The 20,646-nt window shown below is 46.7% G+C and carries 19 protein-coding genes and 1 pseudogene; 11 read left to right on the top strand and 9 right to left on the bottom strand.

What is annotated here, in order from left to right; all coding sequences use genetic code 11:
* The 7 genes and pseudogenes from GY843_RS13335 to GY843_RS13305 all read right to left on the bottom strand — a co-directional run.
* A pseudogene (locus tag GY843_RS13335) lies at positions 1–188 on the bottom strand (GTPase HflX); the annotation flags it as partial.
* 6 nt (positions 189–194) lie between these two features.
* Positions 195–434: an RNA chaperone Hfq gene (gene hfq, locus GY843_RS13330; RefSeq protein ID WP_297310425.1), complete on the bottom strand. Its 240-nt coding sequence runs from the start codon at positions 432–434 to the stop codon at positions 195–197.
* A 127-nt stretch (positions 435–561) separates the two neighbouring features.
* Positions 562–1,467, bottom strand: coding sequence for a tRNA (adenosine(37)-N6)-dimethylallyltransferase MiaA (miaA, locus tag GY843_RS13325; protein ID WP_297310426.1), 906 nt, complete (start codon positions 1,465–1,467; stop codon positions 562–564).
* A gap of 40 nt (positions 1,468–1,507) precedes the next feature.
* A complete protein-coding gene (gene mutL, locus GY843_RS13320; protein ID WP_297310424.1) occupies positions 1,508–3,391 on the bottom strand; it encodes a DNA mismatch repair endonuclease MutL in 1,884 nt (627 codons plus the stop codon).
* A gap of 35 nt (positions 3,392–3,426) precedes the next feature.
* Positions 3,427–4,698 (bottom strand): N-acetylmuramoyl-L-alanine amidase, encoded by a 1,272-nt coding sequence (locus GY843_RS13315; protein ID WP_297310423.1) that lies wholly within the window; start codon positions 4,696–4,698, stop codon positions 3,427–3,429.
* Between the two features lie 89 nt (positions 4,699–4,787).
* On the bottom strand, positions 4,788–5,261 hold the full coding sequence (gene tsaE / locus GY843_RS13310; RefSeq protein ID WP_297310422.1) for a tRNA (adenosine(37)-N6)-threonylcarbamoyltransferase complex ATPase subunit type 1 TsaE: 474 nt from the start codon (positions 5,259–5,261) through the stop codon (positions 4,788–4,790).
* Positions 5,254–6,774: an NAD(P)H-hydrate dehydratase gene (locus GY843_RS13305; RefSeq protein WP_297310421.1), complete on the bottom strand. Its 1,521-nt coding sequence runs from the start codon at positions 6,772–6,774 to the stop codon at positions 5,254–5,256. The genes tsaE and GY843_RS13305 overlap by 8 nt, the downstream gene beginning before the upstream one ends.
* 101 nt (positions 6,775–6,875) lie before the next feature.
* Between GY843_RS13305 and queG the strand changes: the two genes are divergently transcribed.
* From queG to GY843_RS13290, 3 genes are all read left to right on the top strand, one after another.
* A complete protein-coding gene (queG, locus tag GY843_RS13300) occupies positions 6,876–8,000 on the top strand; it encodes a tRNA epoxyqueuosine(34) reductase QueG (RefSeq protein ID WP_297310420.1) in 1,125 nt (374 codons plus the stop codon).
* Positions 8,001–8,048: 48 nt separating this feature from the next.
* Positions 8,049–8,435: an STAS/SEC14 domain-containing protein gene (locus GY843_RS13295; RefSeq protein ID WP_297310419.1), complete on the top strand. Its 387-nt coding sequence runs from the start codon at positions 8,049–8,051 to the stop codon at positions 8,433–8,435.
* 224 nt (positions 8,436–8,659) lie between these two features.
* Positions 8,660–9,847 carry an amino acid aminotransferase gene (locus tag GY843_RS13290; RefSeq protein ID WP_297310418.1) on the top strand — a complete coding sequence of 396 codons (1,188 nt, stop codon included), beginning with the start codon at positions 8,660–8,662 and terminating at the stop codon, positions 9,845–9,847.
* A 93-nt stretch (positions 9,848–9,940) separates the two neighbouring features.
* Here the strand turns inward: GY843_RS13290 and GY843_RS13285 are convergent, their stop codons facing one another.
* Positions 9,941–10,420, bottom strand: a complete 480-nt coding sequence (locus tag GY843_RS13285; RefSeq protein WP_297310417.1) for an S-adenosylmethionine--2-demethylmenaquinone methyltransferase — start codon at positions 10,418–10,420, stop codon at positions 9,941–9,943.
* Positions 10,421–10,528: 108 nt separating this feature from the next.
* Between GY843_RS13285 and glmS the strand changes: the two genes are divergently transcribed.
* The 6 genes from glmS (at position 10,529) to GY843_RS13255 (ending at position 16,982) form a co-directional block, all read left to right on the top strand.
* Positions 10,529–10,942, top strand: coding sequence for a methylaspartate mutase subunit S (gene glmS / locus GY843_RS13280; RefSeq protein WP_297310416.1), 414 nt, complete (start codon positions 10,529–10,531; stop codon positions 10,940–10,942).
* Positions 10,939–12,303 carry a methylaspartate mutase gene (locus tag GY843_RS13275; protein WP_297310415.1) on the top strand — a complete coding sequence of 455 codons (1,365 nt, stop codon included), beginning with the start codon at positions 10,939–10,941 and terminating at the stop codon, positions 12,301–12,303. The genes glmS and GY843_RS13275 overlap by 4 nt, the downstream gene beginning before the upstream one ends.
* On the top strand, positions 12,300–13,490 hold the full coding sequence (locus tag GY843_RS13270) for a glutamate mutase L (protein ID WP_297310414.1): 1,191 nt from the start codon (positions 12,300–12,302) through the stop codon (positions 13,488–13,490). The genes GY843_RS13275 and GY843_RS13270 overlap by 4 nt, the downstream gene beginning before the upstream one ends.
* 2 nt (positions 13,491–13,492) lie before the next feature.
* A complete protein-coding gene (locus GY843_RS13265; protein ID WP_297310413.1) occupies positions 13,493–15,064 on the top strand; it encodes an AMP-binding protein in 1,572 nt (523 codons plus the stop codon).
* Between the two features lie 604 nt (positions 15,065–15,668).
* Entirely contained in the window at positions 15,669–15,971 is a 303-nt protein-coding gene (locus GY843_RS13260) for a DUF6482 family protein (RefSeq protein ID WP_297310412.1), read from the top strand.
* A 6-nt stretch (positions 15,972–15,977) separates the two neighbouring features.
* Complete coding sequence (locus tag GY843_RS13255; protein WP_297310411.1) at positions 15,978–16,982, top strand: NAD(P)-binding protein; 1,005 nt, start codon at positions 15,978–15,980, stop codon at positions 16,980–16,982.
* Positions 16,983–17,119: 137 nt separating this feature from the next.
* Here GY843_RS13255 and orn read toward each other — a convergent pair whose 3' ends face one another.
* The gene (orn, locus tag GY843_RS13250) at positions 17,120–17,665 is read right to left on the bottom strand and encodes an oligoribonuclease (RefSeq protein ID WP_297310410.1); all 546 of its coding nucleotides are present in this window, start codon (positions 17,663–17,665) and stop codon (positions 17,120–17,122) included.
* Positions 17,666–17,785: 120 nt separating this feature from the next.
* Between orn and rsgA the strand changes: the two genes are divergently transcribed.
* A complete protein-coding gene (gene rsgA, locus GY843_RS13245; protein WP_297310409.1) occupies positions 17,786–18,814 on the top strand; it encodes a small ribosomal subunit biogenesis GTPase RsgA in 1,029 nt (342 codons plus the stop codon).
* Between the two features lie 37 nt (positions 18,815–18,851).
* On the top strand, positions 18,852–20,474 hold the full coding sequence (locus GY843_RS13240; protein ID WP_297310408.1) for an HDOD domain-containing protein: 1,623 nt from the start codon (positions 18,852–18,854) through the stop codon (positions 20,472–20,474).
* The last annotated feature ends 172 nt before the right edge of the window (positions 20,475–20,646 follow it).

The following is a 20,646-nucleotide window of genomic DNA, read 5'->3' as shown; positions in this document are numbered from 1 at the left end:
TTTCCTTGACCAATAAAAAACTTGGGATTGGGATGTGCAAGCGACCCGGTTAGAAATTCAACCGGGTCAGCACCTGCAGATATGGCTAGCTCTTCGAGCTCTTTTGGACTTTCCTGATCGGCCTCAGCGGCCAGATTCATATGTACTAAAATGGCACGTTCGCCACTTTTGGGGCGTTCAAAGAACAATTATTATCAGTCCTCAGCTTTCTCATCTGCAGCAGGCAGCTTAACCGGACGTGCTGGCACAACCGTTGAGATAGCATGCTTATATACCATCTGGCTAACGGTGTTCTTCAGCAGAATAACGAACTGATCGAAAGATTCGATCTGGCCCTGCAGTTTAATACCGTTTACCAGGAAAATTGACACCGGAATACGTTCCTTACGTAACGCATTCAGATAAGGGTCTTGTAGTGATTGCCCTTTTGACATTGCAAACTCCTTCCCGAAAAGAATAATTATTATTTATGTCGTTATAATTATGGACCGCAGTGCACAAAAACCGCCGTTATTCCCGAATTCCAGCGCTATCCACCCATTTTTGCAGTCCAGCATGACATTATATAATGCTACCGCCTACTAATTTCAAGGTATTCGCGAGTAGTTTTGGGTCATGAGTGTCCATCCAGGTTAAATTTTCCCAACTTCTCAGCCAGGTAACCTGCCTTTTTGCCAACTGACGAGTAGCAACAATACCCTTGAAACGCATCGTTTCGTAATCCCAGGTTCCAGCAAAGTATTCCCACACCTGTCGATAACCTACACAACGTACAGACGGCATCTGTAGATCTAAATCACCTCTTTCCCACAAAGTACGTACTTCATCGACAAAACCCTGCTCCAGCATAATATCGAAACGCTGCTCGATTCGCTGATGAAGCTCCGCACGCTCCTGCGGCATCACCGCCAAAGAGATAATCGGAAAATCTGGTTTCTGTTTTTCCTGTTCAGCCCACAGATCCGTCATACTGCGACCAGTGATCTCATAAACCTCGAGCGCACGTTGCAACCGCTGAGAATCATTTGGATTCAGGCGCTGCGCTGATTCCGGATCAACTTCGGACAGACGACGGTGAATATGATCCCAACCATGCTCTTGCGCCTGCTGCAGAATCCGTTCACGGACAACCGGATCAGCTTCAGGCAGAGTCGCCAGTCCGTTTTTCAGAGCATGAAAGTAAAGCATCGTACCGCCGGTCAGGACAGGCACCTTACCAGCAGCTCTTATTTCATCAATTTGCTGCAAAGCATCGCGACGAAATTCAGCCGCGGAATAGGCTTCGGCCGGATCACAGATATCAATTAGCCGATGTGGATAGCGTTCCAGCGTTTCGGCATCCGGCTTTGCCGTACCTATATCCATACCTTTGTAGATCATCGCAGAATCAACACTGACAATTTCACAAGGCAGATTATCGTACAGATCCATCGCCAGAGCGGTTTTACCTGAAGCAGTGGGCCCCATCAGAAAAACAACAGGAAGATTATTATTCAAAGCCAAACCCTTACTGACCACGCATAAACAGTTTATCCAGATCAGTCATTGTCATCTGGCTCCATGTAGGACGACCGTGATTACACTGACCACTACGCTCAGTCTGCTCCATATCCCGCAGCAGGGCATTCATTTCCGGAATGGTTAGCTGCCGGTTAGCCCTGACCGCGCCATGACAAGCCATCGTCGCCAGTAACTCATTTATGTGTTGTTGAACGCGCTTACTTTCACCGTAAACCAGCATATCGGCCAGAACATCACGAATCAGCTGCTCAACATTGCCTTTGGCCAGCGAGACAGGAACCTGACGAACAACCAGTGCTTCCTCCCCCATTCGCGCCAATTCAAAACCTAAACGCTTAAATGTTTCGGCCTGCTCTTCTGCGCAATCGGCTTCACGTTCACTGACAGCCAGACTCATAGGCACCAGCAACGGCTGAGAACGCACCACATCCTGTTCATAGGATTGTTTCATGCGTTCGTAAACAATTCGCTCATGGGCCGCATGCATATCAACCACCACCAGACCATGGGCGTTTTCAGCCAGAATATAAACCCCATGCAACTGAGCGACGGCATAACCCATTGGCGAGCACTCTTCCCCTTCATCCTGCGCCAAAGATTGCACAGGCAAGGAAGGAGCTTGATCATCGGTCGGATGCAGAGCGGCATAACCACTGATCTGTTCGCGAACCTGTCCAGCCGAAGGATTTGAAGATGTATAAGATTGCTGGGAGTAACCGCCCGAATACGATGAACCTGAAGCTGGAGCGGAAGGTCGCAAAGCCATACGACCTTGCTCAAAATTCTGCTGCTGCGGCTGAACAGATGACTGTAATGACTGCTCTAGCGCTGGAGAGGCTTCGTCAACCATCTGGTCTTCCGGACGCATATCAGCGATCAGGCGATGCAGGGTTCTGAACAGAAAATCATGCACCAAACGGCTTTCGCGGAAACGAACCTCATGCTTAGTAGGATGCACATTAACATCAACCAACGCGGGATCAAGCTCTAGATAAAGCACATACGCTGGATGGCGACCATGATAAAGCACATCCGCGTATGCCTGCCTTACCGCATGGGTGACAACCTTATCGCGAATCATTCGACCATTAACAAAAAAGTACTGTAGATCGGCCTGACTACGGGAAAAAGTAGGCAGCCCCACCCAACCCCACAATCTCAAACCAGAAGCTTCAGCAATGACATCAGCTTTCAGCGCATTATCGATAAATGCGGAACCGCAGATACTGGCAACGCGACGCTCCTGCTCCAGCTCACTATCAGCCTGACGTAACTGATGAATAACCTTACCGTTGTGGCGCAGCTGAAATGCCACATCAAAGCGGCTCAAAGCAAGTCGTTTTACCACCTCATCAAGGTGGCGAAATTCAGTTTTTTCTGTTTTAAGAAATTTACGTCGAGCAGGTGTATTAAAGAAAAGGTCTTTAACCTCAACCGTTGTACCCTGTGGATGCGCTGCTGGTTCAACCTGAGCCTCCATATCGCGACCCTCTGTCTGCACCTGCCAAGCATTATCCTGATCAGCACGACGCGAGGTCAGCGTAAGGCGTGATACAGAGCTGATACTCGCTAAGGCCTCACCACGAAAGCCCAAACTTCCTACTGCCTCAAGATCTTCCAACGCCTGAATTTTGGATGTTGCATGACGACTCAGCGCCAGAGGCAGATCATCTTTTTCAATCCCGGAACCGTTATCACGTATTCGTAGCAGCTTTACACCGCCCTGTTCCACATCAACATCAACCTTAGTTGCCCCGGCGTCTACACTGTTTTCAAGTAGCTCTTTAACTACCGACGCAGGTCGCTCAACAACTTCACCCGCCGCAATCTGGTTAGCAAGACGCGGGGACAAAAGATGGATTCGAGACATGAAAGTTCCTAAAAATTTGAGATAAATAGCAGCTATCAGCTAGCCGGTATACGCAGCACCTGACCAATTTTGATCCGGTCATTCTTGAGATTGTTTGCTTTACGGATAGCGGACAATGATACACCGTTTCGGGATGCGATTACCGATAGGGTATCGCCCCGTACAACTTTATGCACCCTGATATCTGCTTTCTGCTGCGCTATCAAAGTAAGAGCTGGCGGTTTACGGGAGAAATGCTGAGTTATCCCTTTAAAAATCGCCTCAGCCATTTTCTTCTGGTAACCACGGGTTTTCAGCTTAGACGCCTCATCAGGGTTGGAGATAAATCCAGTTTCCACGAGGATTGAAGGAATATCCGGCGACTTCAATACCACAAAGCCCGCCTGCTCAACATGGGACTTATGCATCTTGGCAAAACGCTTGATATTACCGTGAATCTGCTTAGCCACCGAGCGACTATCTTCACGGCTGGCAGTCATGGACATATCCAGTAAAACACTGGCAAGAACATTGTCCTTATCATCCAAACTTACACTACCTACACCACCAATAAGATCAGCACTGTTCTCTTTACGGGCTAACCACCGACCCATTTCACTACTAGCTCCACGCGAAGACAGCACCCAAACCGACGCGCCTTTTGCCCGCGAATCTTTAAAGGCATCCGCATGGATAGAGACAAATAGGTCAGCATTATGTTTACGTGCAGCCTTGGTACGGCTCCGCAAGCTGACATAATAATCCCCTGTACGCGTCAACTTACCCTTGTAACCCGGAGTTTTATCCAGACGGTACTTCAACTCTTTGGCGATCGCCATGACCACATCTTTTTCACGTACACGGCCTGGACCAATAGCCCCTGGATCCTCGCCACCGTGCCCCGCATCAATCGCTATAACGATATCCCTTCCTGCAACCAGTTTCGGCTTGGCAGTTTTGGTAGGCTTAGCCAGCGTTTCTTTCTCATACAGATCGAGAACTAAACGATGACCGTATTTCTGGTTTGGCTTCAGTTCAAAGCTTTTCGGCCTCACGGGGCGCTTCAGATCCAGAACCAGACGCAGAGTATTACCATTTTTGCCGGAGCGGATGCGCTGAACAGGGCTTTTATCCAATCCCAACTTGCTCAGATCGGTGCTTAATTTCGCCTTGTCCACATCAAGCACAATGCGATCTGGTTTACTCAGAGTAAAAACCTTATGTGATGCAGGCCCCGACATATCAAATACCAAGCGCGCATGATCAGGAGCCAGCCAAATACGGACATTATTAACATCGGCAGCCTGCAGCAGGGAACTGCATAGCATTAATGTAAATGCTGAAAGCCAAACCACAAGGTTCTGTAATTTTCTGATAGGCAATAATCCAAAGAGCATATAGCCAGCTTACCTTTTACCTAATCTTTTAAACTCAATAGTTTATCGGCCAGTTCCCGGCCATATTCAGTTTTGGGTGACCAGCTCAGTGTTCGACCACGCCCCTCAAGATTGATCTGAAAAATGAGATCAGGCTCTGGCAGAATTCCACGCCCTTTGTCTGGCCACTCCACCAGGCACAAAGCCTGCTCATCAAAGTAATCACGGATACCTAAATACTCCAACTCTTCAGGGTCAGACAGACGATATAGATCGAAGTGATAAACCAGCTTCCCCTCTATCTCATAGGGCTCCACAAGCGTATAAGTGGGACTCTTAACCGCACCTTGATGACCAAAACCATGTAACACACCCCGGCTCAGGGTTGTTTTACCCATTCCCAGATCACCAAGTAGAAAAACAACACCACGCCCTTGAGTTGCAGTAGCAACTTTATGCCCAAACTCAACCATTGCAGTTTCATCCGGCAAACTGACGTTATAACCATCACTCATATTTACAATTAATAACCTTTGGCAATACCCGACAGAGGTCGGAAGCAAATAAACCTATCTCACCCTGCTCCTGCGTCACTTTATCTGCAGACAGCGCATGTACATAAACAGCTAAACGCGTCGCATGCTCCGGAACCAACCCCTGAGCCAGAAAAGCACCACAGATGCCAGATAATACATCGCCCATACCCCCAACAGCCATACCGGGATTACCTTTATCACACAAATGAACCACCCCACCCGCACAAGACAGAGAACCTGCGCCCTTCAAAACGACCGCTCCGCCACACAGATTCTGTAACATTCGCACAGATGCAAAGCGATCCAGTTGAACATCTGTAATGGAGCGACCTAATAATCGAGCTGCCTCTCCAGGGTGAGGGGTACAGATCCAATTATCTCGTTTATAGCTATTTAGATACCCCTTGCTAGCCATCAAGTTCAGTGCATCAGCATCCAACACCAGAGGTTTATCTGACTTTAAAGCTTCCAGCAGCATCTGCCCTGACCAGGCGCTTTGTCCCAACCCTGGGCCGATAACAACCACATCCGTTTTATCCAGAAGAGGAGCCAGCTTGCCAACGTTCTCTACGGCATGAACCATTACTTCAGGGCATCGGCTTAACGAAGCAGTTACGTGTTCCTCACGGGTTGCCAGTGACACCAAACCCGCGCCACATCGCAGTGCAGACTCGGCAGCCAAAAGCGCTGCGCCACCCATTCCTTTGTTACCTCCGATAACCAGAACGTGACCAAAGATGCCTTTATGCGAAGATTGTGCTCGTGGAGAAAGAAACCGTGCCAGATCCTCTTGAGTAGTTCTGAAAACATCAACCGGGATCTGATCATAAACCTCATCAGGCACTTTCAGATCATCAAACAGGAGTTCACCGCAGTAATCTACCGCCTCAGAAGTAAACAGACCTCGCTTCAAACCAATAAAACTCAGCGTCATGTCTGCCTTGACAGCATTACCCAGAACACGTCCGGTATCCGCGCATAAGCCAGAAGGCGTATCAACAGCAACAACAGGTTTCCCGGATAGGTTTATCTGCTCTATAGCTTCTGCAAAGGCCCCACGAACATTTCCGGAAAGCCCCGTTCCAAGAAGTGCATCCACTAACAGTTCACCCGTAAATGGAATATCTGGTCGATAAAGCTCGTAGTTAGAATCAACTTCTTGTAGCTGCTGCCAGGCGTCTTTCGCTTCCCCCTGTAGACGTCCAACAAAATCCTTATCACCTACACAGACCAGTTGTACTTTTAATTCTTTCTGCCGCGCCAATTGAGCAATAACAAATCCGTCCCCTCCGTTATTGCCACCACCGCATAAAACCGTAAGGCTATTTAGCTGAGGATATCGGTCTAAAATTTCAGCAAAAACCGCATGTCCTGCCCGCTGCATTAAACGGATACCCGGAATAGAAAACTGCTCAATAGCGGTTCGATCTAACACCCGAGTCTGTTCTGCTGTGTATAATGGGGCGGGTAAGGCAGCTCTGTTGACTGACATCTGCGTTATTCTCCTTTAACGAGGAGGCGTAAAACGATTACGCAATCTCTTATTTACTTTAATTATGAGTAATCAGTCCTAGAAAGGGCAAGCCTGAACCGATGTCAGAATTCTCACCAGAAACGCTGCAGCAACTTACTGAAAACATTAAACAATGGGCCGAAGAGCTAGGTTTTCAGCAATGCGGTATCACCGACTGTGATCTGAGCTCGGAAGAACCCAACTACAAGAAGTGGCTTGAGCAGAATTTCCATGGTGAAATGGGCTATCTGAATAACCATCTGGATAAACGCTTCTCGGCTGACAATCTGGTACCGGGCGCACAACGTATTATCTGTGTCCGCATGGATTACCTCCCCCCAGACACTCAGGTGATAAAAAACCTGGAAAACCCAGATAAAGCTTATATCTCGCGTTACACCCTCGGCCGTGATTATCACAAACTGATCCGCAAGCGCCTGACACAACTGGGCAAACGTATTGATGAAGCGACTGGCGACAGAGTGTTTCGGGCCTTTGTCGATAGCGCTCCTATTCTGGAACGACCTTTGGCTGAAAAGGCAGGTATCGGCTGGAGAGGAAAGCACACGCTGATTCTTAATCGCGAAGCGGGCTCCATGTTTTTCCTGGGCGAGTTATTCATTGATCTCCCTCTCCCCATAGATCCACCGGAAGCCGAGAACCATTGTGGTAGCTGCACAGCTTGTTTGGATATCTGCCCAACTAACGCATTTCCCAAACCTCATGTACTTGATGCAAAACGCTGCATCTCCTATCTGACCATTGAGTTAGATGGCTCAATCCCTGAAGAGTTTCGCCCACTGATGGGCAATCGTATATTTGGCTGTGATGATTGCCAATTGATCTGCCCTTGGAACCGTTTCTCCCAATTCACTGCAGAGGATGACTTTCATCCGCGCCAGAATCTGGATAAAGCGACTTTATTGGAACTATTTCAGTGGAGCGAACAGGAATTCCTGAAAAAAACAGAAGGCTCAGCTATCAGACGTACCGGTCATATCGGGTGGTTGCGTAATATAGCTATCGCATTAGGCAACGGTTCCGGCGGGGATGATGTGGAAAAAGCTCTAATCGAAAAATCTGAACATGACTCTGAAGTAGTCCGAGAGCATGCCATTTGGGCATTAAATGCACTGCACAGCAAAGTACCTTCATCCCCTCTCCCCATCAAAGAGCACCCACGATACAAAAAGCTTCGCTTCTGAAATCCGCTGCTACACTAAGAGAAAAGAAGCTAAATTAGAAAGTTCATCATGTCCATTTCTCACGGAACCGTTACAGCCTCGTTGGATAAACAGATCATTCGTGTAACCCTTAAAGGCATGTTTAACGAATTAGGGGCAAAGGAATACACTAATACCGTCAAAAAATACGTGCTTCAACTCGAATCAAAGCCCTTTGCAATCCTTATCAACAATCTGGAGATGAAAGGCGGTACCCCCGAGGCTTATCAAGAGCTAGAAAGCTACAATCGCTGGTTAAATACGCAGAACCTAATCGCGAAAGCGATGGTCATAGAATCCAATCTGCACCAACAGATGATTGATCACTATTCTCCTTCGCGCAAATCTCAAAACACCCGCTCATTCTTGACCGAAGAGGAAGCCTTAAACTGGCTACAACAAGAACTCTGCAAGTAAAAAATTCCTTCTTAAGAAAGCATTTCTAATTCAGTCGCGTCTTAAAATCTCATTCATGATCACTTTATGAAACAAAATTCACTATAACCCACTGTTTTTTCGCGCATGTTCAAATCTTATGCGGTATAATTTGTCGCCCTGTCGTTTTTCGCCATTTCGGCAGGCTCTACACTGCCTCAGGCAGCTATTAATCAACGCACTTTCAGTTAAAGGTATTAAGCTCCATGTTTTCTGAGTTAATGGCACCACCAGCGGATCCAATCCTTGGCTTGTCTATTAAATTCAAAGCCGATGAAAATCCAAATAAAATCGACCTTGGCCCTGGCATTTACAAGGACGAAGCTGGCAATACACCCGTATTAGCTTGCGTTAAAACGGCTGAAAAACTGCGCGTAGAGAACGAAACGACCAAAATTTACCTGGGTTCAGCGGGTTCATCTCTTTTTAATGAGAAAATTGCTGACCTACTGCTGGGTGAACACGACGTTGTTAAACAGAATCGTATCCGTACAGTTTCCACCCCTGGCGGCACAGGCGCTTTGCGTCTAGCGGGTGAGTTTCTGAAAACCTGCAAACCTGGCGCAACTATCTGGGTAAGCAACCCAACTTGGGCAAACCACCAAGGTGTTTTCGCTGCAGCGGGACTGACAGTTAAAACTTACCCATACTACGACTATGAGAACAGATGCCTGGACTTTGCAGCAATGACTGAAGCATTGAAGCAAGTGCCGGCAGGTGATGCAGTTCTACTCCACGCATGCTGCCATAACCCAAGCGGCATGGACCTGAACAACGAACAGTGGCAAGAAGTTGCTGAACTAGCGAAAGAGATCGGCTTTATGCCGGTAATCGATATCGCTTATCAGGGCTTCGGCAATGGTCTCGATGAAGATGCTTACGGCCTGCGCCTGATGGCTGACACAGTTGATGAACTGGTTATCTGCAGTTCATGCTCAAAGAACTTCGGCCTGTACCGTGAGCGTATTGGCGGCTGCTCAATTGTTGGCAAAGATGCTGCTTCAGCAGACATCATCGGCGCTGTACTGAATCGCACTGTACGTGTTCTGTACTCAATGCCTCCAGCACACGGCGCTGCGATTGTTGAAACAATCCTGAGTTCTGATGAATTGACTGCTCAGTGGCACTCTGAACTTAAAGAGATGCGCGACCGTATCAACGGCACACGTCAGCTGTTGGTTGATAAACTGACAGAGAAAGGCGTAACTCAGGATTTCAGCTTTATCACTCGCCAGAACGGCATGTTCTCATTCCTGGGTATCGATAAAGATCAGGTAGCTCGTCTGCAGGATGAGTTCAGCATTTACGTTGTAGATTCCAGCCGAATCAATATTGCTGGTATCTCGAAGTCCAACGTTGATTACCTGACTGAGTCACTGGCTAAGATTCTTTAAGAACTTAGTTAAGACAACAGACACAAAAAAGCCGGTTGCCAAACAACCGGCTTTTTTGATGAAAGCGGCAAGCCTCAAGCAAGAACAACTGAATTAAACAATCTTTTCAGCTGCTACGATCACACCATCAGTATCACCGTACAGATAATCACCCTGCTTAAACTCAACTCCACCAAAAGATAGGTCAATTCCTCGTTCACCCGAAGTGACTGGAATAGACTTACGTGAGCAGGTCCCCAGTGCAAATAACGCCACAGGAATATCTTTAATCTGGAAAGTATCGCGGATATAACCATTGATCACGATGCCGGAGAAGTTATTCTGATCAGCAAATTTCATCAGGTTCTCGCCTACAACCGCGTAGTATTCCTGATCAACATCAACCACTACCACTTTGCCAGTGCCGTCTTCATCGCGCAGCAGGCCGATCAGGTCAGTGTTGTTTTTATCCAATTTGATGGTAACCACTTCACCCTGACAGTGCGTTGCACCACCAAAATTACTGTAACCAGGTCCTAATACTGCAACCTTCTCGCTGTGCTCATCACAGATATCAGCAGTGAAAAAAGTCATATTTACTCTCCGAAGGGTCGATTGCAGCGCATTCTATCATTTGAGTAACGGATTTTAATAGAAATTCTTGGTAATATATGCGCCCCAATTTATAGCGGACCAAATTCAATGAAAGTAGTAACAGGCGTAGTTGGCAACGATATTCACGTTGTTGCTAACCGACTCATGGAACTCTCCCTCAATGCCAGGGGGTACGAGGTGTTTAATCTGGGTGTAAACACACACCTTGAGGAGTTTTTTGATGCGGTTGTTGAAACCGGCGCAAACATACTGCTGATTTCATCGTTGAACGGTGAAGCGGAAGGTTGGAGCCGTGAAGTAAAAGCGCTAAAAGCCAAATACAAAGGCCTGGATGACCTGATCCTCATGATCGGTGGCAACCTGGCTGTAGGCCGTGGTGATCCAGAAGAGATCGAGCGCAAATACAAGAATTACGGCTTTGATCTGGTCTGCCATCAGATCGATCTGAATACCGGTCTGGATTGGCTGGAAGAGTTTATAGAAAAGAGAAAGGCAAAATGAGTCTGCTGCAAGAAGAAAGAGAGATCATCCTCAGCAATGAGTATGTAGACAACTTTGATTTTGATGAGGTTGAGGAGTTCGTTCGCAACGCCAGTAAAGACCTGTTCATCTCTCATCATTTTGCCAAAGCTGACAAGATGCTGGTGCAACCACGCGGTGGTTTCCCAACATACAAACAGCAGTATGATCTGTACGAATTTTTCGTTAAGTCCAATGTAGATGTTCTGCCGCTGACCATCGATTCCAACACGCGACTGAATGACTACGGCACAGCGAAGAAAATGCTGCGCCTGAGTGAAGAAAACGAAATCGATATGCTGAACGGTTATCCGTTGGTTAACCACGGTTACCGTACCACGCGTAAGATGATCACCAACTTCAATAAGCCGGTAAGTCTGCGTCACGGCACACCTGATGCGCGCCTGCTGATCGAAACTGCGATCGCATCCGGCATTTTTGAAATCGAAGGCGGCCCGATCACTTACCTACTGCCTTACTCTAAAAACTTCCCGCTGGATAAAGCCTTCCTGTACTGGAAATACGTTGAGCGTGTATGCGCGAACTACTCTGAGTTGAACGAGCCGATCAACCGTGAATCCTTTGGACCACTGACCGCAACTCTGGTACCACCAGCGATCACAATTGTGATCCAGCTGCTGGAGATGCTACTGGCACTTGAAGAAGGTGTTAAATCCTTCTCAGTATCCTTCTCTCAGCAAGGCTCTATGAACCAAGACATTGTAACCGGTGCAGTGATTAAGAAACTGGCCCGTTACTACGCTGAAGAGATTGGCTGTGGCGATGCCGCAATCCACTTGGTTTATCACCAGTGGATGGGCGCATTCCCAACCAATAAAGATTTCGCCGAGCAGTTGATCAATATGTCGACTGTTATCGCTTCTATGGTCGGTGCGGATAAGATCATCACCAAAACCCGCGAAGAAGCAACCGGTATCCCAACACCACAGGCTAATGCAAAAACAGTTGCTGATACTCAGTACACCCTGCGCATTCTTAACGGCTTGCCTAATATCGTTGATGAGGAAGAGGAAGAGATCCTGACTCTGGAAGTTAAAGCGATTATGGAAGCGGTATTCAATGACTCTGCTGATACCCTGTGGCGTAAAGTATTTAACTCAATTAAAAATGGTGTCATCGATGTGCCTTTCTCTCCGCACATCATCAACCACAACAATATGATCACCATTCGTGATGCGAACAAGAACATTCGCATTATCGACCGTGGCAATGTCCCTATTCCAGATCGCTGTTTCGAATATGAAAGATCTCAGTGCGACCTGAGCAAAGATACCAAGGGCATCGTTAACGACATTATTCATGATATAGGCATTATGCAATGAGCCAGGAAAACGAAAAATTGCTAATTGATGTGGGCAGCACCTACTTCAAACTCTGCACGCCTGACAACATTGAACAGCACTTCCGGGATTTCAATAAAGATATTCTGGACGACCTGCTACAGAAAAGCGGCAGCACCATCGAGCGTTACAACAAAGATGATGTCCATATCTGCTCATCCGCTAACGGCGGTCTGAGCACTCTGATTATCGGCCTGACTAATACCTTCTCTCTGAAGTACGCAACTAATATCGCATTCAACTCAGGCATCAATATCATCGATACCATCCTCTATCAGAATATCGAAGAGTACTCTGTACCTGGCGATCTGATTGATGTGGTTATTGTTGTGGGCGGCATCAACTCCAACGCTGGTATCTTTGGTGACAACCTATACAACTACCTATCGCAGCTTAACTACTCAAATATTGTATTTGTTGGTTCGGAGCAGGATGCAGCTGAAGTTCAGGGCAAAATCGACAACTTGGTTGTTCTGCCAAACATTATCGACGACCGCCTGCATATTGTTGAAGAACACCTGAAGGAATACCTTACCAACCTGTATCAGCAGGACATCATGGGTAAGGAAGATATCAAGCACCTGTATGAGATCACCAGCAACCAGATCTTCTCTACACCTTACATAGTGAATAAGGCACTGCCGCATATCGATGCCAGTTTCTCAGTGGTAAACCCGTTCATTCTGCTAGATATCGGTGGTGCTACCACTGACATTCACTACTCCAAAGATCTGGTGGATGACAACATCGTTACTGAGAATGAATTTGACCGCTTAGTGTTCAAAAAACTGGGTGTGTATAAATCCAAACAGTCTCTGATCTTTGCTGCACAGAACAATGAATTCACTTACGAGCTGCTGACGCACCTTAAAGTGACAGAGAATATCTTTGAGGAGCAGAGCGACAAAGCTACTAAGATATTGATGCAATTGGCAATTTTTCTGGTACTTTGCAAGATCTCCCACTATCGTAAAGCGTATATCAACCTGAAACTTCTGACGGTCAACTCAATTGTCATTACTGGTGGTATCACCAAAGTACTTACGACAGAAGAGATTGAAGATATCGTAGAGTTTTTCTACCGTAAGATACTGACGTCAGATCATAAGCCGGTGACCATTCTGGATAGTAACTACCATATCTGGACACTGGGTGCGAAGGGAGCGTAACTATGTCGATCAACTGTATTCGAACTCTACTGGAAAATGCCGTTGAGACCCACGCAGATAAAGTAGCAGTGGTCCACGATGGCAAAAGTGTTACCTATGAAGAGCTGTTCAAACGCGTTAATCAGGTTGCTCTATACCTGAGCGAACTGGACTTGCCTAAAGACTCCCGTATCGGCATCTACTCTAAGAAAGGTATTGAACAGGTTATTGCCATTCTGGCGATCATGTCGACTGATTATGTACTGGTGCCACTGACCCGCTTACTTAAACCTGAGCAGGTTGAATACATTATCAAAGATTGTGATATCCAGTGCATCATCACAGATAGCCTGAAGCTGGAAAGTATCGAAGAGATCAACTTTGAAGGTCACGTTATCTCCTACGAAACGACCAACAAAGATGTGGCATCCTTCGAAGAGATCTACAAGTACTACAACAAACCTTACGAGTGTGACATTAGCGGCCACAGTAACGCTGTTATTACCTACTCTTTCGGCCTGACCGGTACGCCCAAAGGGATTGTAATCTCACACCGTAACCTGATCGATTCAGCGCGAGTAGTATCCCAGTATCTGAGCCTTCAGGAAGATGATGTAATCTCCGGCCTGCTGATCTTTAATCTGGATTACGGTCTGAACCAGATCTTCTGCACCCTGTTCAAGAAAGCAACCTTGGCGTTGCACCGTTTCATCTTGCCTGAAGACTTCTTCAACCACCTGATGAACGATAAAGTCAGCGTATTGGCGCTGATGCCGGTTAACATCTCCGAGATGTTTGACGACGAAACCACGCGTATTCCAAGCCCTGAGTTGTTCGACCATCTACGCATCATCACCTCCTCTGGAGGGAACGTGACCGCGAAGATGATCAGTGATTGTAAGGAAACCTTCCGTAACGCTGAGTTCTACTCTATGCACGGCCTGACTGAAGCGTTCCGCTCAACTTACCTTGATCCGTCCCAAGTTCAGATCCGCCCTGATTCCATCGGCAAGCCAATTCCCGATGTTGAGCTGTATGTAATCAATGCGGAAGGTAAAGAGTGTGCCCCACGCGAAGTCGGTGAACTGATCCATCGCGGCGGCTACATCTACCGTGGTTTCTGGAACGGACCTGAAGAAAACGCTGAGCGTTTTAAATCCATTCAGATTCTGAAAGACGTGATCAATCTGGAAGGCCAACTAACTGATGAGATTGTCGTAGCATCAGGCGATTACGTTTACAAAGATGAAGAGGGTTACCTGTACTTTGTCTCCCGTCACGACGATATGATCAAAACCCGCGGTTTCAGGGTTTCACCATACGAAGTTGAATCCGTAGTGGCGAAGAACATCCCTTCTATCGACCGTTGCGCAGTATTTGGTCTGGAAAATGAGCAGATCGAAGAGGAGATCGTGATGGTCTACTCCGCTGCCAGCGAGATCAGCGAAGAGGAAATTCTTTTTGAGCTGAAGAAGCATCTAGCTTCCTACATGATCCCTAGCCGGGTTGTTTATAAACGCTTCCTTCCGCTGGTGCAAAGCGACAAGAACCGCGTCAACAAAGACGAGCTTAAACGCGAGCTGGAAAGCGCCTGACAACTAACTAGCCTGGGCCTGTTAACACTAATTTCATCGCCCTGCTGGAGGCTATAAAAGCGTCACAGGGATGAATAAATTAGTGCTAACAGGCCCTAGTAAAGACCAATAAATACGGTCCAATGCAGAAATGTTATTGGGCCGTTTTGTTTTTCAATTCCACTCAGCAAACCACCCCCTGTGAATTCTGCAACCCCATATGGTTGGAATCATATGATCACTGCTGTCTGAATCAGACTCAACCTAACTTGTTCAAATCAAAGAGAACCATTTTATAAGTTTCTTCGTAACAAGAGCTAAGGAACCTGCGAACAAGTCCCTGCGGTTTCTGCAAGAGCCTGTCGCGCGCAAATTCTAGGCGCAATCTGCCGCTAATGGCCATAGTCCTTAGCAAAGGTTGCAACAACGAAGTTGGGTGCGACAGGCCTTGCCTTTATGCCCTTAGGTGCTAAGGGGCATTCAGTTTGATGCGTACTCTGCGTTTTCGCTTTTGTAAGGTCCAGACATTACTGCAAAGCGCTGCCTTGATTACACATCAAACTGAAAGCCAGAAGCTAGCAAGGACTTATTCGTAGGTTCCATAAACCAAAAAGAGGCGCTCAAAATGTTACCAAGTGAACTAAAAGATATGAGTGGGAATGATCAGATCAAAACCGTTAGATTGATTGAGTCTGGTTGCAGCCCAATTGTAGTTGAAGTTATCTACGACAATGAAAGCCCCAAGAAACAGCTGATCAAAACGGATCAAAATAAAGTTATGACCTTCAAAAACATCAGCCAGGCATATGAACTTTGTCGAGATGCGGGCATCAACGAGGCCGAGCTTGTTCAAGTCATTCCTCACGATGAAGCCTGTGTTGGCAGCTATGTCTCCTACGACCAGCAAACCATTCCACTAAGATTCTGAATCATAATGCTATTTCAACCGCACATTGCCGTAATTGGGGCCGGTATTTCCGGCTCAGTACTAACAAGCTTGTTGCTCAGCCATGGTTTCCGCGTATCTGTTTTTGATAAAAGTCGTGGCACAGGAGGGAGAGCCTCAAGCTGCCGGATGGGTGAGTATCAAGCAGACCTGGGAGTCCCTTATTTTGAAGCACTTTCAGGACCATTTGAGAAGTGGCTTCTTAGCCAACCAGAAATTATGGGCTGGCAAGCAAAGGAATATGGTTTCGATAAAAAAGTACATATTCATAAAAATCATTACGTTGCCACCCCCAAACAAAGCGCTTTAACTCGCAGGTTGATTCAGGGAGCTGACTTTATACCTCAACAGAGAGTGGGTTATCTGTGGCCTGAATATAATGGATCAGATAAGAGTGTTATTTTGCGTAACGAACATGGTAAGTCACTGGGATTGTTTGACGCAGCTATTGTGACCACTCCAGCTTATCAAGCAGCAGAGCTATTAGAAGCCGTACCCCGCTTTGTGAATAAAGCCAACCATGCTAAACCAAGCATGTGCTGGGTGCATGTAATAGCGATTGAATCTGGGATTTCCGATTCGATTGAGCTCATCTCTGGGCAGCATGCGGTTATCTCTCGTGCAATCAAAGACAGCGCTAAGCCAAACAGGAGTCATTCTGTTGATTCCGAAGTTTGGGTTATTGAGGCGACAGAGGATTGGAGCGCATCCCACTGCCATAGTGAACCTGAAGCCATAGCAATTGAGCTACAACAGGCTTTTTCCGAAGTGCTAAATGCTGAGATAACGGTCCTTGCTGAGCGCACACATCGTTGGCTATATGCCAGACATAACACTACGGAGGATGAATGCCTGTGGGACCCAGACAGTTCTATAGGGGCTTGCGGCGATTGGCTGCACCGTGGAGGTAGTGAAGGCGCATGGGCCAGCGCTAATCAAATGGCCGAATGCTTAATAGCCCATTTCAGGGCTCAAGAAGCTTTTGCGTCATAACGACCATGATTTTTTTAAAGGCTGGATATTTGAAAGGCTTGATAAAAGGGGTGAACTAATTTTTTATCCCAAATGAGATGAGTTTGACCCGATTTACAACATCAGTCAGATCAAACCCAGACATCTACAAGCTACAGTTAGTCTAACTTAATAAAATGCTCGCGATAGTGTTTCAACTCATTGATTGAATCTTTTATATCGTCCATCGCTAGATGCGAGCCTTTTTTAACTACACCTGCTGCTACTTCAGGTTTCCAGCGTTTAGCCAGCTCCTTGAGCGAACTAACATCCAGATTTCTGTAGTGAAAAAACGCTTCGAGCTCAGGCATATATTTATTCAGAAAACGACGATCCTGACCGATGCTGTTGCCACACATTGGTGAAACACCCGCTTCCACATAAGGCTTTAAAAACTCGATAGTTTGCTGTTCCGCTTGCGCAACACTGATAGAGCTGTCTTTGACCCGCTGCGTCAAACCTGACTTACCATGCTGATTAGTGCACCACTCATCCATTGCATCCAGAAGTTCATCTGGCTGATGAATTGCTAAGGAAGGACCTTCGCCCAGAATATTAAGATCTGAGTCAGTTACAATCGTTGCGATCTCAATAATTACATCAGTTGCAGGCTCAAGACCCGTCATTTCCAGGTCAATCCAGATTAAATTGCCCTTATTTGCCACAAAACACCCCCAAAGTTGACGCAGGCACTACACTTTCACTTAGAATACCCTACCTTCAAACAACATGCTTTGATTTCAAAGAGGATATTTGGCGATTGCCCGGGGCTTCGCAAACAAATTATGGCGAAACGCAAACTTACCCGCCGCCAAAGCTGGCGCATCCAGAAAATTCAGGAAGAGCGTACCGCTCGCGCATCAAAAAAAGACGCAGCGATTGAGCAACAACTGGATAGCAGCGATCTTGGTCCTGAGCAACATGGTCTGATTATTTCCCACTTTGGCCGTACTGTAGATGTAGAAACCTCTGAAGGGGACAATGCAGGCGAGATAATACGCTGTCATATGCGCACCAACCTTGGCCAACTTGTTACTGGAGACAGGGTAATCTGGCGTAATGGCAAAGAGAGCGGTGTTGTAGTTGCCAAACTAGACCGTAAGAGCGAACTACTACGTCCCAACCCTTACGGCGAGATGAAGCCAGTTGCAGCTAATATCGACTTTATCGTGATCACCATTGCCGTAGAACCGATTCCGCACGCAAACCTGATTGATCGGTATCTTGTTGCCGCTGAACTGAGCGGAATAGAACCCGTGATTCTGTTGAATAAAACCGATCTGCTCAGTTCTGCGAATAGTGACAAAATAAATCAGATGCTGCAGCGCTATACTGACATCGGTTATCAGGTACTGCGTGCTTCAAGCTCCTCTGCAGAAGGGTTAGCCGAATTAAAAGCTAAACTGGATCAGAGGATAAGCGTGTTTGTTGGTCAATCCGGGGTCGGCAAGTCATCCCTGATCAACGCTTTGCTTCCAGGGGTTGATTTAAAGGTCGGAGAACTCTCAACTCAGACGAAAAAAGGCCGACATACAACTACAACAGCACGTTTGTTCCATTTCCCTGATGGCGGAGACCTGATAGATTCTCCAGGTATCCGGGAATTCGGTCTGTGGCATATCGACCCTGAGGATGTAATTCAGGGTTTTAAAGAACTAAGTCCATTAGCAGGAATGTGCAGGTTCCGTGACTGCCATCATGAAAAAGAGCCGGGATGCGCGCTGAAAAGTGCAGTAGAAGATGGCACAATCAGTCAACAACGCTGGAATAGTTACAAATACATACTTGGCTCTATAGAAGAGCAACAGCAATAGCTAAAACAATAACAACAGTGAAACAGGCGAAGTATTAATGTCAGATATGTTGTACGGTGCAGATGCGTGGGTTGAATATCTTAAGGAACGCCCTCTTCCTGTTCGAAACAGTGTGCTGCGTCGCCTGCAACGCCAACTACGCGACGATAATATTCCGTTGCAGCAGATAAACCGCACAATCAAATCGGATCCTGTACTCTGTCTGCATATGGTGCGTAAAGCATCCGAACTCCATCAACTTAAAGATTCCAAAGTTACCAGTATCGATCATGCAATCAGCTCTCTGGGGCTTAACAACATTGAATCTGTTGTTGGCGAAGCGACACCACTGAAACTAAATCCTTCCAGTGTTTCGCAGAAAATGTACTTTCGCTATATCGCTATCAGTCACCACGCGGCCACTCAGGCAACACACTGGCTGGAGATGCGTAAAGCCCCATTTGTAGATGAGACCTATCTGGCAAGTCTATTTTACGGCGTAGGCCACTGGATGCTATGGCAACATGCCGCTCTTCATATGAGTGACATTCAGGTCAAAATACGTGAGGAAGGGATTGATCCCGTACTAGCGGAAACAGATATACTAGGCTGCACCATTCAGGAGATTTCTCAGCGTCTAATTGAACTATGGAACATCTCTGAACTTGCCGCTATCAGCCTGGAGCATGAAACCTCACCCGATAAAAAAACATTGGCTCAGCTGCATCAACGTGCATTAGGAGATCCTCGCCTGACTGATGAAGATCTACGCGAAATTAACCACTTGGTTCAGGAGAAGTTTTTCCCGGTAAAACTGGCAAACTGGATTGCCTTAACAGCTAATCTTGGTTGGTACATGACCAAAACAATGAAAGTCATCGATATTATCAACGACTTTCTTAAAGGTGAGATCGCCGATACGATCAATATGCTGCATAAGAACTGCGCACACTCCGCCAGACAGTATCACGTTGCCGGCACACTGGCTCCTGCAGCAGAACTCCTAATGCTGCCATCAGATAAACAGATTAACTATCGCTTATCCAAAAAAGAAGCATCCATTCTTTGCAAAACGCTCCCTGCGATTGAAAAGCCAGTTGTTGAGGTACCCCAGCCGGAGCCAGAAGAGATTGCAGAAGAAGTCGTTCCCCTACAAGAAGTGAACGAATATCTTGATAAGAATATATACGATCAGATTGCAGAACGTTTCCTGAAAGGATTTGATCTATACACAGAACCCAAACACATTCTTCAAGGGCTCGTACAGGGTATTAACCGCGGCATCGGCTTTAACAGAACATCGCTGTTTATTATTAACCACAAGAAAAAGCAGTTGCAGACCGGCATCTGCACCGGTTTTGAGGATAAACACCCGATCTATAAGTTTCAGTACAGCCTTGAAGTACCAAGCCTATTCAAAAAGCTTTGTGAAAAACCATCCTGTCTCTGGGTAAAACCTGAAAACCGCGAACAAATGCTACATATGCTACCTGAAGCTTATCACAGCTGGGGCAACCCTAATGGTTTCCTCCTGATGTCGATATTCTATGGCAGTACTCCATTGGCTATCATCCATGCCGATTATGGTCCAACAGGACCGGAAGTTTCCGACTTCCACCATGAGCGTTTAAGGTACCTATGTTCTGCTTCAGGGCTAGGCCTGAAAAAACTCAAAAAATAACCGCATAAAAAGCCAATAATGACACCCTATCTCCTATTGCAGTCGAGTAGTTTTTACTCCTGCTTAGGAACCCAGTATCATCTGCAATCCATTAAGTTTCTGGTACATCCCGATGACTCTGCCGCTGATTATCGAAGCTGACGAGCTGAAGCAAAATCTAGACAACCCCGAT

It is taken from the genome of Neptuniibacter sp., from assembly GCF_024231755.1.
Classification (GTDB): domain Bacteria; phylum Pseudomonadota; class Gammaproteobacteria; order Pseudomonadales; family Balneatricaceae; genus Neptuniibacter.
The sequence above is the reverse complement of the archived record's forward strand: the minus strand, read 5'-3'. Positions and strand labels throughout refer to the sequence as shown.

What these genes read in the sequence shown, in the direction of transcription:
- GY843_RS13265 (WP_297310413.1), top strand. Translation starts at nt 13,493, where the DNA reads ATGTCGATCAACTGTATTCGAACTCTACTGGAAAATGCCGTTGAGACC.
- GY843_RS13260 (WP_297310412.1), top strand. Translation starts at nt 15,669, where the DNA reads ATGTTACCAAGTGAACTAAAAGATATGAGTGGGAATGATCAGATCAAA.
- miaA (WP_297310426.1), bottom strand. Translation starts at nt 1,467, where the DNA reads ATGGGGCCCACTGCTTCAGGTAAAACCGCTCTGGCGATGGATCTGTAC.
- GY843_RS13315 (WP_297310423.1), bottom strand. Translation starts at nt 4,698, where the DNA reads ATGCTATGCAGTTCCCTGCTGCAGGCTGCCGATGTTAATAATGTCCGT.
- GY843_RS13285 (WP_297310417.1), bottom strand. Translation starts at nt 10,420, where the DNA reads ATGACTTTTTTCACTGCTGATATCTGTGATGAGCACAGCGAGAAGGTT.
- GY843_RS13275 (WP_297310415.1), top strand. Translation starts at nt 10,939, where the DNA reads ATGAGTCTGCTGCAAGAAGAAAGAGAGATCATCCTCAGCAATGAGTAT.
- GY843_RS13305 (WP_297310421.1), bottom strand. Translation starts at nt 6,774, where the DNA reads ATGTCAGTCAACAGAGCTGCCTTACCCGCCCCATTATACACAGCAGAA.
- GY843_RS13240 (WP_297310408.1), top strand. Translation starts at nt 18,852, where the DNA reads ATGTCAGATATGTTGTACGGTGCAGATGCGTGGGTTGAATATCTTAAG.
- GY843_RS13270 (WP_297310414.1), top strand. Translation starts at nt 12,300, where the DNA reads ATGAGCCAGGAAAACGAAAAATTGCTAATTGATGTGGGCAGCACCTAC.
- GY843_RS13290 (WP_297310418.1), top strand. Translation starts at nt 8,660, where the DNA reads ATGTTTTCTGAGTTAATGGCACCACCAGCGGATCCAATCCTTGGCTTG.
- rsgA (WP_297310409.1), top strand. Translation starts at nt 17,786, where the DNA reads ATGGCGAAACGCAAACTTACCCGCCGCCAAAGCTGGCGCATCCAGAAA.
- GY843_RS13255 (WP_297310411.1), top strand. Translation starts at nt 15,978, where the DNA reads ATGCTATTTCAACCGCACATTGCCGTAATTGGGGCCGGTATTTCCGGC.
- GY843_RS13295 (WP_297310419.1), top strand. Translation starts at nt 8,049, where the DNA reads ATGTCCATTTCTCACGGAACCGTTACAGCCTCGTTGGATAAACAGATC.
- glmS (WP_297310416.1), top strand. Translation starts at nt 10,529, where the DNA reads ATGAAAGTAGTAACAGGCGTAGTTGGCAACGATATTCACGTTGTTGCT.
- queG (WP_297310420.1), top strand. Translation starts at nt 6,876, where the DNA reads ATGTCAGAATTCTCACCAGAAACGCTGCAGCAACTTACTGAAAACATT.
- hfq (WP_297310425.1), bottom strand. Translation starts at nt 434, where the DNA reads ATGTCAAAAGGGCAATCACTACAAGACCCTTATCTGAATGCGTTACGT.
- mutL (WP_297310424.1), bottom strand. Translation starts at nt 3,391, where the DNA reads ATGTCTCGAATCCATCTTTTGTCCCCGCGTCTTGCTAACCAGATTGCG.
- tsaE (WP_297310422.1), bottom strand. Translation starts at nt 5,261, where the DNA reads ATGAGTGATGGTTATAACGTCAGTTTGCCGGATGAAACTGCAATGGTT.